General features: G+C 73.0%; 7 protein-coding genes. 4 read left to right on the top strand and 3 right to left on the bottom strand.

Going from position 1 to position 11,621, the window contains the following annotated elements:
• Nucleotides 1-173: 173 nt before the first annotated feature.
• Nucleotides 174-1,928: an NAD+ synthase gene (locus ACIGWZ_RS39095; protein ID WP_400072761.1), complete on the bottom strand. Its 1,755-nt coding sequence runs from the start codon at nt 1,926-1,928 to the stop codon at nt 174-176.
• Nucleotides 1,929-2,030: 102 nt separating this feature from the next.
• Nucleotides 2,031-3,653 carry a multicopper oxidase family protein gene (locus ACIGWZ_RS39090; RefSeq protein ID WP_400072759.1) on the bottom strand — a complete coding sequence of 541 codons (1,623 nt, stop codon included), beginning with the start codon at nt 3,651-3,653 and terminating at the stop codon, nt 2,031-2,033.
• A 472-nt stretch (nt 3,654-4,125) separates the two neighbouring features.
• Between ACIGWZ_RS39090 and ACIGWZ_RS39085 the strand changes: the two genes are divergently transcribed.
• The 4 genes from ACIGWZ_RS39085 to ACIGWZ_RS39070 all read left to right on the top strand — a co-directional run bounded on the left by ACIGWZ_RS39085 (nt 4,126) and on the right by ACIGWZ_RS39070 (nt 10,606).
• Nucleotides 4,126-4,854 carry a DUF998 domain-containing protein gene (locus ACIGWZ_RS39085; protein ID WP_400072757.1) on the top strand — a complete coding sequence of 243 codons (729 nt, stop codon included), beginning with the start codon at nt 4,126-4,128 and terminating at the stop codon, nt 4,852-4,854.
• Complete coding sequence (locus ACIGWZ_RS39080) at nt 4,851-5,741, top strand: alpha/beta fold hydrolase (protein WP_400072755.1); 891 nt, start codon at nt 4,851-4,853, stop codon at nt 5,739-5,741. Before ACIGWZ_RS39085 ends, ACIGWZ_RS39080 begins: the two co-directional genes overlap by 4 nt.
• 451 nt (nt 5,742-6,192) lie before the next feature.
• Complete coding sequence (gene glnA, locus ACIGWZ_RS39075; protein ID WP_400072753.1) at nt 6,193-7,554, top strand: type I glutamate--ammonia ligase; 1,362 nt, start codon at nt 6,193-6,195, stop codon at nt 7,552-7,554.
• 28 nt (nt 7,555-7,582) lie between these two features.
• On the top strand, nt 7,583-10,606 hold the full coding sequence (locus ACIGWZ_RS39070; RefSeq protein WP_400072751.1) for a bifunctional [glutamine synthetase] adenylyltransferase/[glutamine synthetase]-adenylyl-L-tyrosine phosphorylase: 3,024 nt from the start codon (nt 7,583-7,585) through the stop codon (nt 10,604-10,606).
• A gap of 258 nt (nt 10,607-10,864) precedes the next feature.
• Here the strand turns inward: ACIGWZ_RS39070 and ACIGWZ_RS39065 are convergent, their stop codons facing one another.
• Nucleotides 10,865-11,479, bottom strand: coding sequence for a TetR/AcrR family transcriptional regulator (locus tag ACIGWZ_RS39065; protein WP_400072750.1), 615 nt, complete (start codon nt 11,477-11,479; stop codon nt 10,865-10,867).
• Nucleotides 11,480-11,621 lie beyond the last annotated feature (142 nt).

Genomic DNA, 11,621 nt, shown 5'->3' with positions numbered 1-11,621 from the left:
ACGACTCCACGCCCGCCCCCACCGGCCTCTTCCCACCCACCCACGGGAGGGGACGGACCGTAGCGGCGGAGCCGTGTAGGGCCGGCACCGCTCCCGACAAAACCACGCCCGCCGCAGGCGCTACGGCGAGAAACCCACCACGGCGGGACAGCCGACAACGTGGGGAGAAACCGTCAGGCACCCTCGCGCCAGTGGTTGGTGATCGGCAGTCGCCGGTCCTTGCCGAAGCCCTTGGCGGAGATCTTGGTGCCCGGGGGGTACTGGCGGCGCTTGTACTCGGCGTGGTCGACCATCCGCAGTACCCGGGTCACCAGTTCCTCGTCGAAGCCCTGCGCCACGATCTGCTCGCGGCCCTGGTCGCGGTCGACGTACAGCTCCAGGACGCGGTCCAGAACGGCGTAGTCGGGCAGCGAGTCGGTGTCCACCTGGCCGGGGCGCAGTTCGGCGCTCGGGGGCTTGGTGAGGGTGTTCTCCGGGATCGGCGGGGTCTGGCCGCGGTCGGCCGCCGCCTGGTTGCGCCAGCGGGCGAGCTGGAAGACGACGGTCTTGTAGACGTCCTTGATCGGGCCGTACGCGCCCACCGAGTCCCCGTAGAGCGTCGAATAGCCGCAGGCCAGCTCGGACTTGTTGCCCGGCGCGAGGACGAGGTGGCCCTCCTGGTTGGAGATCGCCATCAGCGTCGTACCGCGCAGCCGCGACTGGAGGTTCTCCTCGGCGAGGCCGGTCAGCCCCAGCGCCTCCATGTACGCGTCGAACATCGGGCCGATCGGCACCGTGCGGAAGGCGAGGCCGGTACGGCGCGCCAGCTCGGCGGCGTCGGTGAGGGAGTGGTCCGACGAGTAGCGGGAGGGCATGGCGACGGCATGGACGTGCGCCGGGCCCAGCGCGTCGCAGGCGATCGCGGCGACCAGCGCGGAGTCGATGCCGCCGGAGAGGCCGATGACGACGCTGTTGAAGCCGTTCTTGGCGACGTACGCGCGCAGCCCGACGACCAGTGCGGTGTAGATCTCCTCGATGTCGCCGAGCCGTTCCGCCTCGCCGCCGAGCGTCTCGGGGGCGTACGGCGGCAGCGGGTCGGGGGTCAGCACGACATGGTCGACGCGCAGGCCGTCGTCCAGGACGCCGGAGGGCGCCTCGGGTGCCGCGTCCGGCAGTTCGAGGTCGACCAGCACACAGCCCTCCGCGAACTGCGGCGCCCGCGCGATCACCCCGCCGTCCTTGTCGACGACGATGGAGTCGCCGTCGAAGACCAGCTCGTCCTGACCGCCGATCATCGCCAGATAGGCGGTGGTGCAGCCGGCTTCCTGCGCGCGCTTGCGTACCAGTTCCAGCCGGGTGTCGTCCTTGTCCCGCTCGTACGGCGAGGCGTTGACGGAGAGCAGCAGCCCGGCGCCCGCGCTGCGTGCCGCCGGGACCCGGCCGCCCTCCTGCCAGAGGTCCTCGCAGATGGCGAGGGCGACATCGACGCCGTGCACCCGCACGACGGGCAGCGTGTCGCCGGGGACGAAGTACCGGAACTCGTCGAAGACGCCGTAGTTGGGCAGGTGGTGCTTGGCGAAGGTCAGGGCGACCTCGCCGCGGTGCAGTACGGCGGCGGCGTTCTGCGGGGCGCCGGCCGGCCGCCCGTAGCGCCGCTCGTCCCGTTCGCAGCGGTCGAGATAGCCGACGACCACCGGGAGTTCGCCCAGCCCCTCGGTGGCCAGCCGGCCGGCCAGTGCGCGCAGCGCGGTGCGGCTGGCCTCGACGAAGGACGAGCGCAGCGCGAGGTCCTCGACGGGATAGCCGGTCAGCGTCATCTCGGGGAAGGCGACGAGGTGCGCGCCCTGGTCGGCGGCGTGCCGCGTCCAGTGCACGATCGTTTCGGCGTTCCCGGCGACATCGCCGACGCAGGAGTCGATCTGGTTGAGGGCGAGACGAAGTTGGGCCACGGGATCAGTGTAGTTGAGGTTAATCGTCTTAGTGACGTTAAGGGGAGGGGGAGGAGGGAGGGTGAAGGGGGGAGGTCCGGACGTTCCGCCCCCCCTCCCGCCCTAGCTCTTGCGGTAGCCCAGGATCGTCATCATCCCCGACTCCGAGTGGTAGATGTTGTGGCAGTGCAGCATCCACAGGCCCGGGTTGTCCGCCTCGAGGTCGACGTTGACCCTGCTGCCGGGCAGCACGTTCACGGTGTCCTTGCGGGGGCCGCCGTCGGGCAGCGTGAAGGTGTGCCCGTGCAGATGCATCGGGTGGAACATCTTGCTGCGGTTGTTGAAGGAGAGCCGCACCCGCTCACCTTCCGTGACGGGGTACCGCTGCGACGGCGTGTACGGCTTGCCGTTGATCGCCCAGTTGTACTTCTCCATGGACCCCGTCAGACGCAGATCGATGGTGCGCTCCACGCGCCGGTACTCCTGCCGTACGGACTCCGCGGCCTTCAGCCGGTTCGCGGTCACCAGCTTGCCGTCGAGGTTCTCGGCGCGGGTGTCGGGGCCGGGCGCTTCGCCGCCGCCGGTGCGCAGTAGGGCCAGCGCGGTGCGGTTCTTGCCCTCGGCGAGCGCGGTCAGCGGGAAGACGCCGTCCTTGGCGGTGACCAGGACGTCGTAGCGCTCGCTCATGCCGATCAGCAGGGCGTCGGTGGTGGCGTGCTCGACGGGGTGGCCGTCGGTGTGCGTGACGGTCATGGAGTGGCCGCCCAGCGCGACGCGGTAGGCGGTCTCGCCGCCCGCGTTGATGAACCGGATCCGGATGCGGTCGCCGGGCTTGGCCCGGAACGTCCTCGGGTCCTGGGGGGTGCAGCCGTTGATGAGGTGGTACGGGTAGTCCACATCGCCGGCGATGCCGCGCAGCAGCCTGCTCCTGGCGCCCGTCAGCACGCGGGGCGGGCCGCTGGTGACGGGCTGCGCCGGCTCGCCGCCGCCCATCTCGCCGTGGTCCATACTGCCGTGGCCGGAGGCGGCGGCCCTGCCGTGGTGCAGTTCGGCCAGCACCGAGTCCGGGGTGCTGCCGTCCACCCCGTCGACCCAGTCGTCCACCATGACGATCCACTCCTTGTCGTAACTGAGCGGCTCCCTGGGGTCCTCGACGATCACCGGGGCGTACAGTCCCCGGTCGATCTGCACTCCGACGTGCGGGTGCATCCAGTACGTGCCGGGGCTCGGCGTGGCGAACTCGTAGGTGAAGGACCCACCGGGCTTGACGGCCCGCTGGGTGATGCCGGGGACGCCGTCCATGTCGTTGCGCAGCACCAGCCCGTGCCAGTGCACGGTGGTGTGCGCCGGGAGGTGGTTGGCGAGGTCCAGCCGGAGGGTGTCGCCCGCGGTGACCCGGATCTCCTTGCCGGGCAGCTCGTCCCCGTACGCCCAGGAGCGGACGGTACGGCCGCCCAGGTCCAGGTCGGTGGCGGCGGCGGTGAGCTTGAACTTGCGTACGGTGCCGTTCGCGCCGCGCTTCTTCTCGGCCTCGATGACCTCCGGGCCGTCGGGGCTGACGTAGCCGCCCGGCACGCCGTCGTGGCGCATGCCGTTCTTGCCGTCGTCCAGGCCGTCCGTGCCCTTGTGCGGGCCGGAGTGGTCGCCGGAGCAGGCGGCCAGCAGGCTGCCGCCGGCGAGGGCGGCACCGGCGCCGAGCACGGCGCGGCGCGAGCGGGACGGGGGCTGGGGGGAATGCGTACGCATGGGTGGGTACCTCGTGTCGGTGTCGAAGGTGTGAGGTCGGTGGAGGTGCGCGCGGGCGCGCATGCGGGCAGGCGTCGGCGGCCGGGCGAGGAGTCCGGGGCGGGGCGGCGGGACCGGCCGCGGGCAGACAGGTCTCAGGGAGCCGGTGCGGGTGCGGGTGCGGAGTGGTGGGGGCCGGGCGCGGTGCGCTGCCGTGGCCGGAGGGGGCGCGGGGTGTCCCGTCGGCTCCGCCGCCGGAGTTCACGCATCGCGGGCCTGTCGAGGGGACGTCAGACTTCTCGGGCCCGGCCCGCACGGGGTATCGAGCGCGGGCGCCGGGCCGCGGGCGGCGGGCAGGCCCGTCCGCCCGTACCACCGTGCGCCGGTATCACCGCATTGCTGTAGTCCATCCGCCTATCCTTGGCGTTCCCATGCGTTCCGCGTGCCCGGCGCTCCGTCCGACCGGCCGGGTCCACCCGATCCGATCACCAGGATGGCCGTGACCCCGACCCGCCGTGCTCCCGTCCGCCGACGGGCGGCCGCGGTCCTGCTGCTGCTCGGGGCCGTCGCCTACACGGCCTGGGTCCTGGAGGTGGTCCTCGCCACCGGGATCGACCCCGTGCAGGCGTACGTCAGCGAACTCGCGGCCGCCGACCAGCCGCTGGGCGGGGTCTTCCGCGCCACCGACCTGGTCGCGGGGCTGCTGGTGCTGGCCGGTGCGGCGGCCGCCCTGGCCACCCTGGAGCGCCGGCCCTGGACGACCGCGGGCTGGGCCGCGCTCGCCCTCTTCGGCGCCGCCACCGCCCTGGACTCCCGGCTCCCGCTGAGCTGCGCGCCGACCAGCGATCCGGCCTGCGCGGCCCGGGAGACCGCGGGCCTGGTCCCGGCCACCCACACCGCGCACGCCATCAGCAGCTCCCTCGCCCTGGCCGGTGCGCTGGCCGCGCTGGTCCTGCTCACCGTCGCGGCCCGGCGCTACGGCGGCTGGCCGGCGCTCGCCCGCCTCGGCCCGCCGCTGGTGCTCGCGGAACTCGCCGCCACGCTCTGGACGCTGGCCTCGGTCGTGGCGTTCACCGCGGGCCGGGGCACCTGGGCCCTCGGCGCCGGCCAGCGCCTCCAGGTCCTGCTGGTCGCCCTCTACCTCGCGCTGCTGGCAGGGTGCGTGGCCCGCCCGGCCGGGCACAAAGAACTCAGGAAACCGAAGCCGGAGGCACGCCCATGACCAGACGCCCCATACGCATCCCCGGCCGCATCCGCACCGTCGACGGCATCCGGCTGCACCTCCTCGCCGAAGGCAGCGGCCCGCCCTGCGTCCTCAGCGGCGGCCTCGGCATGGCCTGGTTCGACTGGGACGCGGTCGCCGCGCTGCTCGCACCGCACCGCACCGTCATCCGCTTCGACCGCCCCGGCCTGGGCCTGAGCGCTCCCTCGCCGGCGGCCCCCACCCTCGTCGCCGAGGCCGACCGGATCGCCCACGTCCTGGACGCCCTCGGCCACCGCGGCCCGGCCACCGTCGTCGGCCACTCCCTCGCGGGCTTCCACGCCGAGGCCTTCGCCCGGCTGCATCCGCGCCGCTGCGCCGGCCTCGTCCTGGTCGACGGCTCCACGGAGGAGGACCCCCGCCCGCTGCTGCCCCGCGGGGTCCGTACGGCCTGGGCGTCCGGGTGCGCCGCCACCCTGTCCGCCGCCGGGGTGCCCCGTGCCCTCCTCCCCACCGCCCGCCGCCTGATAGGCCGCGCCACCACCGTCGGCAGCCACCCGCCGCACCCGTGGGAGCGCGCCGGATACCGCACCAGCCGGGTGCTGCGCGCCTGTGTCCTGGAGAACGCGACCTACCCGTACCAGGCCGCCGAGCTCGCCGCGCTCCGCTCCTCGTACCCGCTGCCCGCCGTCCCGGTCGCGGTCCTGGCGGCCTACGACGGCGGCGAGAACGCCCGCGATCTGCGCTGGCTGGAGCGTCAGCGGGCGCTCGCCGCCGAGCTGGGCGGCCGGTTCGCGGTCGCCGCCCCGGCCGGCCACCTGGTGATGGCCGACGCCCCCGAATCGGTGGCCCGCGCCGTACTGGACCTCTCGGGCAAGGGCCGCGACACGGCGGCGCCCCGCGCCTGACCCGGCGGCCGGCGGCAGCGCCCGGGGATGCGGCCGGGCGCCGTCCCGCCGGGCCTCACCGGCAGGGCGCCGTGCAGCACCTCGTCCGGCCGCGGAAAGCCCGCGGTGCGGGTGCGGAGCCGGGCGGCGCGCTCCGGAACGACGGGCGCGCAGGACGGGGGAACGGACATTCCGCGCAGCGCAGGAATCGCATGGCATGGACCTTCCAACGACCGGTCAACACCGCCCCAGCACTGGCTCAAGACTGCGCCAAGCCCCCCGATTGCCGCCCCTGGCCGCGCTGACGCTACGTCCTGCGGGAAGGATCGAGGGGAGGGTCACGGCCCGGCGGTTCTGCTTCAGGCCAAGGGTGCGTAATGTGACGGTAACCCCCTCACGTGATACTGGTGTGCCACGCCACGTGATCCCACGCGCGTGGACAGGCCGATTGACCTGCAAGGATTGGTGAACCATGGACAAGCAGCAGGAGTTTGTGCTCCGGACTCTGGAAGAGCGCGACATTCGCTTCGTCCGGCTGTGGTTCACCGACGTGCTGGGCTTCCTGAAGTCGGTGGCGGTGGCCCCCGCGGAGCTGGAGCAGGCCTTCGACGAGGGCATCGGCTTCGACGGCTCGGCCATCGAAGGATTCGCCCGGGTGTACGAATCCGACATGATCGCCAAGCCGGATCCCAGCACCTTCCAGATCCTCCCCTGGCGCGCCGAGGCCCCCGGCACCGCCCGGATGTTCTGCGACATCCTGATGCCGGACGGCTCGCCCTCCTACGCCGACCCGCGCTACGTCCTCAAGCGCATCCTGGCCAAGACCTCCGACCTCGGCTTCACCTTCTACACCCACCCCGAGATCGAGTTCTTCCTGCTCAAGGACAAGCCCGTCGACGGCCGGCGGCCCACCCCCGGCGATTCCTCGGGCTACTTCGACCACACCCCGCAGAACGTCGGCATGGACTTCCGCCGACAGGCGATCACGATGCTGGAGTCGATGGGCATCTCGGTGGAGTTCAGCCACCACGAGGGCGCCCCCGGCCAGCAGGAGATCGACCTGCGCTACGCCGACGCGCTCTCCACCGCCGACAACATCATGACCTTCCGCCTGGTCATGAAGCAGGTCGCGCTGGAGCAGGGCGTCCAGGCCACGTTCATGCCCAAGCCGTTCTCGGAGTACCCCGGCTCGGGCATGCACACCCACCTCTCCCTCTTCGAGGGCGACCGCAACGCCTTCCACGAGTCGGGCTCGGAGTACCAACTCTCCAAGGTGGGACGTTCCTTCATCGCCGGCCTGCTGCGGCACGCGGGCGAGATCTCCGCGGTCACCAACCAGTGGGTCAACTCCTACAAGCGCATCTGGGGCGGCACCAACCGCACCGCGGGCGCCGGCGGCGAGGCCCCCTCGTACATCTGCTGGGGCCACAACAACCGCTCCGCGCTGATCCGCGTCCCGATGTACAAGCCCGGCAAGATGGGCTCGACCCGGGTCGAGGTCCGCTCCATCGACTCCGGCGCCAACCCCTACCTGACGTACGCGGTGCTGCTCGCCGCGGGCCTCAAGGGCATCGAGGAGGGCTACGAGCTCCCGGCCGGCGCCGACGACGACGTCTGGGCGCTGTCCGACTCCGAGCGCCGCGCGATGGGCATCGAGCCGCTGCCGCAGAACCTCGGCGAGGCCATCGAGCTGATGGAGCGCAGCGAACTGGTCGCCGAGACCCTCGGCGAGCACGTCTTCGACTTCTTCCTGCGCAACAAGAAGCAGGAATGGGAGGAGTACCGCTCCGAGGTCACCGCCTTCGAGCTGCGCAAGATGCTCCCCGTGCTCTGAGGCACCGCGCCACCGAGAGGCTGCACCCATGGCACTTCCCGCTCCGCAGGGACGTCGGAGCAGCACCCACACCCGGCTGCTGAGACACGGGTTCACGGACCCCTCGGCGGCCGGGCGGCTGCTCGACACCCCCGAATTCTCCCCGGTACGCGAGGACTCGGTGCTCCTGGAGGCGCTCGGCGGTACCGCGGACCCCGATCTCGCGCTGCTGGGGCTGGCCCGGCTGGTGGAGGCGGTCGGCCCGGACGAGCAGCAGGAACTGCTGAGCACGCTCGTGGCGGCCAAACCGCTGCGCGACCGGCTGCTGGGGGTGATGGGCGCGTCCGCGGCGCTGGCCGACCACCTCGCCCGCCATCCGGACGACTGGCGTTCGCTGGTCACCTACGAGTCCGTCGATCTGCACCCCACCACCCCCGAGTTCGAGCAGGCGCTCGCGGAGGGCGTCTGGGGCGAGCGGGGCGAGGGCCGCTCGCGCGCGGACGCGCTGCGCGTCACCTACCGCCGCTGCCTGCTCGGCATCGTGGCCCGGGACGTCTGCGGCACGACCGATGTCGCCGAGGCCGCGGCGGAACTGGCGGACCTGGCCACCGCCACCGTCCGGGCCGCGCTGCAGATCAGCTACGAGGAGGCGCCCGGCGACGCGGCCGTCTCCCGGCTCGCCGTCATCGGCATGGGCAAATGCGGCGCCCGCGAGCTGAACTACGTCTCCGACGTGGACGTCATCTTCGTGGCCGAGGCCAAGGAGGGCGTCGACGAGGCCAAGGCGCTCCAGGCCGCCACCCGGCTCGCCTCGCGGATGATGCGGCTGTGCTCGGACGTCACCGCCGAGGGCACGATCTGGCCGGTGGACGCCAACCTCCGTCCCGAGGGCCGCAACGGCCCGCTGGTGCGCACCCTCAGCAGCCATCTCGCCTACTACCAGCGCTGGGCCAAGACCTGGGAGTTCCAGGCGCTGCTCAAGGCCCGCCCGATGGCCGGTGACCTGGGCCTGGGACAGGCGTACGTCGATGCGCTGGAGCCGATGGTCTGGCAGGTCTCCGAGCGGGAGAACTTCGTCGCCGACGTCCGCCAGATGCGCCGCCGGGTGATCGCCAACATCCCCGCCGACCGCGTCGAACGCGAACTGAAGCTCGGCCCCGGCGGACTGCGCGACGTCGAATTCGCCGTCCAGCTGCTCCAGTTGGTGCACGGCCGCAGCGATCCGACGCTGCGCGGCGCCGGCACCCTCGATGCGCTCGCCGCGCTGGCGGCCGGCGGCTACGTCGGACGGCAGGACGCCGCCGCGCTGGACTCCGCGTACCGCTTCCTGCGCGCGCTGGAGCACCGCATCCAGCTCTTCCGGATGCGCCGTACGCATCTGATGCCCGAGGAAGAAACGGATCTGCGGCGCCTGGCGCGCTCATTGAGCTTGTTCACAGAGCCCGTTGACACCCTCCGCAAGGAGTGGAAGTGGCACGCTAGAGAAGTGCGCCGCCTGCATGAGAAGCTCTTCTACCGTCCCCTGCTCGATGCCGTCGCCCATCTGGAGCCCGGCGAGACGAGACTCTCGGCAAAGGCCGCGGGCCACCGCCTGGAAGCCCTCGGGTACGCCGATCCGGTCGCCGCGCTGCGCCATCTGGAGGCGCTGGCGTCCGGCGTGACCCGCAAGGCCGCCATCCAGCGGACGCTGCTGCCGGTGCTGCTCGGCTGGTTCGCGGACTCCGCCGATCCGGACGCCGGACTGCTCAACTTCCGTAAGGTTTCGGACGCGTTGGGCAAGACGCCGTGGTATCTGCGGCTGCTGCGCGACGAGGGCGCCGCCGCCGAGAACCTCGCCCGGGTGCTCTCCGCCGGGCGGCTCGCCCCCGATCTGCTGCTGCGCGCCCCGGAGGCGGTCGCGCTGCTGGGCGCCGCCGACGGGCTCAAGCAGCGCGGCCGGGCCGCCCTGGAGCAGGAGGTGCTGGCCGCGGTCGGCCGCGCGGACGGCGCCGAGGCGGCGGTCGCGGTGGCCCGCGGGGTGCGCCGCCGGGAGCTGTTCCGGACCGCCGCCGCCGACCTGATCGGCGCGTACGGCACCGAGGGCACCCCCGCCGAGGAGGACCACGGCCACGCCATCGACGCCGTCGGCTCCGCGGTCTCCGACCTCAACGCCGCCACCCTCGCCGGTGCGCTGCGCGCCGCGGTCCGCGAGCAGTGGGGCGACACCCTGCCCACCCGCTTCGCCGTCATCGGCATGGGCCGTTTCGGCGGCCATGAGCTGAGCTACGGCTCGGACGCCGACATCCTGTTCGTCCATGAACCCCGCGAGGGCGCCGACGAACACGAGGCCGCCAAGGCCGCCCACGCCATCGCCAACGAAATGCGCCGGCTGCTCCAACTCCCCTCCGCGGACCCGCCGTTGCTCATCGATGCGGATCTGCGCCCGGAGGGCAGGTCGGGCCCGCTGGTGCGCACCCTCGCCTCGTACGCGGCCTACTACCGCCGCTGGTCGCTGGTGTGGGAGGCGCAGGCGCTGCTGCGCGCCGAGCCGGTCGCGGGCGACGCCGAGCTGGGACAGCGATTCATCGACCTGGTCGATCCGCTGCGTTATCCGGCCGAGGGGCTGGGGGAGGACGCGGTGCGCGAGATCCGGCGGCTCAAGGCCCGCATGGAGTCCGAGCGGCTGCCGCGCGGCGCCGACCCGACGACCCACGCCAAGCTGGGGCGCGGCGGCCTGAGCGATGTCGAGTGGACCGTCCAGCTGATGCAGATGCGGCACGGCTGGGAGATCCCCGGGCTGCGGACGACCCGCACCCGCGAGGCGCTGGCCGCCGCGCACGCCGCCGGGCTGATCGCCACCGAGGACGCGCAGACCCTGGACGAGGCCTGGGTGCTGGCGGCGCGGGTGCGCAACGCCGTGATGCTGGTCCGTGGCCGGTCCGGCGACACCTTCCCGGTGGACGGCCGCGAGCTGGCGGCCGTCGGCCGCTACCTCGGCTACGAGGAGGGCCACGTGGGGGACATGCTCGACGACTACCGCCGGATCACCCGCCGGGCACGGGGCGTGGTGGAGGAGCTGTTCTACGAGGGGTGAGGGGGCGCTCCGGTGGGGGGCGCCTTGTGGGGGCGCCCCCCGGCGGGGGCCGTCCCCCGGCGAGGGCGCCCGCCGGGTGAGGGTGCCCGCCGGGTGAGGGTGCCCGCGGGCGAGGGTGCCCGCGGGCGAGGGTGCCCGCGGGGCGAGGGTGCCCCCGCCGGGTGAGGGCGCCTGCTGAGGGAATAACGCCCCGCCCCCGCTGCGTTGTGGCCCCGCAGGGGGCGCGCGTATCCCCTACGGGACGTGTTCGACCGCCCCCTAGGGAAGCGCCCCCGTCAGCAGCCCCCGGCAGTGCGCGAGGAATCCCGCCAGCGTCAGATCGAAGGCCTGGTCGGCGCGGCCGGGGCCGGTGGCGTTCTGCGCCGCCGTCAGCCGGGGCGCGCCGACGTCGCCGGAGACGTCCCACATCGGCTCCGGCGCCGACATGTCCAGCGCCGAGCCCAGCACGATGTTGTCCAGGCCCGTGATGACGGGCATCACCGCGGCCGGGGCGAACCCCGCGTCCAGCAGCAACCCGGCCACCTGGTCGTACTGGGCCAGCACCCTGGGCGCGCGGATCGGCGAGGTCATCAGCATCGGGATCGTGTGCGGGTGCGCGGCGAACGCGGCGCGGTAGGAGCGCGCCCAGGCCTCCAGCGCGAGGTCCCAGCGGGCGTCGGCCAGCGTGCCCGGATCGATCGCGTCGGTGATCCGCTCCCGCAGCAGCTCGATCACCCCGGCCCGGCCGTCCACATGGTGATACACCGAGGCGGTCTGCACGCCGAGCCTGCGGGCCACCTCCGGGACGCTGAAGTCGCCCTTCTCGTCGACGAGTTCGAGCGCCGTCGCGCCGATGCGCTCCTTGTCCAGCAGGGCCTTCCGCGGCCGCCCCATGGTGCCCCCTCCCGGCGACCCCGCCGCAGGGTCTTCCCGAATCGTACGGCGAGGGGTACCTTCCACAAACCGAAAGCCTTTAGATTTTTCCCGCGGTCATGCTGCCGTCACATCCCCCGTACGTGCCGGGCCGCCTCTCCCT

This window comes from Streptomyces sp. NPDC053427 (genome assembly GCF_044544985.1).
Lineage (GTDB): Bacteria > Actinomycetota > Actinomycetes > Streptomycetales > Streptomycetaceae > Streptomyces.
Note: the sequence above shows the minus strand (reverse complement) of the source record. Positions and strands in the feature narration are given on the sequence as shown.

Bases quoted from the DNA above. Each gene is read 5' to 3' on its own strand.
- ACIGWZ_RS39090 (WP_400072759.1), bottom strand. From the start codon at position 3,653: ATGCGTACGCATTCCCCCCAGCCCCCGTCCCGCTCGCGCCGCGCCGTG.
- ACIGWZ_RS39065 (WP_400072750.1), bottom strand. From the start codon at position 11,479: ATGGGGCGGCCGCGGAAGGCCCTGCTGGACAAGGAGCGCATCGGCGCG.
- glnA (WP_400072753.1), top strand. From the start codon at position 6,193: ATGGACAAGCAGCAGGAGTTTGTGCTCCGGACTCTGGAAGAGCGCGAC.
- ACIGWZ_RS39080 (WP_400072755.1), top strand. From the start codon at position 4,851: ATGACCAGACGCCCCATACGCATCCCCGGCCGCATCCGCACCGTCGAC.
- ACIGWZ_RS39070 (WP_400072751.1), top strand. From the start codon at position 7,583: ATGGCACTTCCCGCTCCGCAGGGACGTCGGAGCAGCACCCACACCCGG.
- ACIGWZ_RS39085 (WP_400072757.1), top strand. From the start codon at position 4,126: ATGGCCGTGACCCCGACCCGCCGTGCTCCCGTCCGCCGACGGGCGGCC.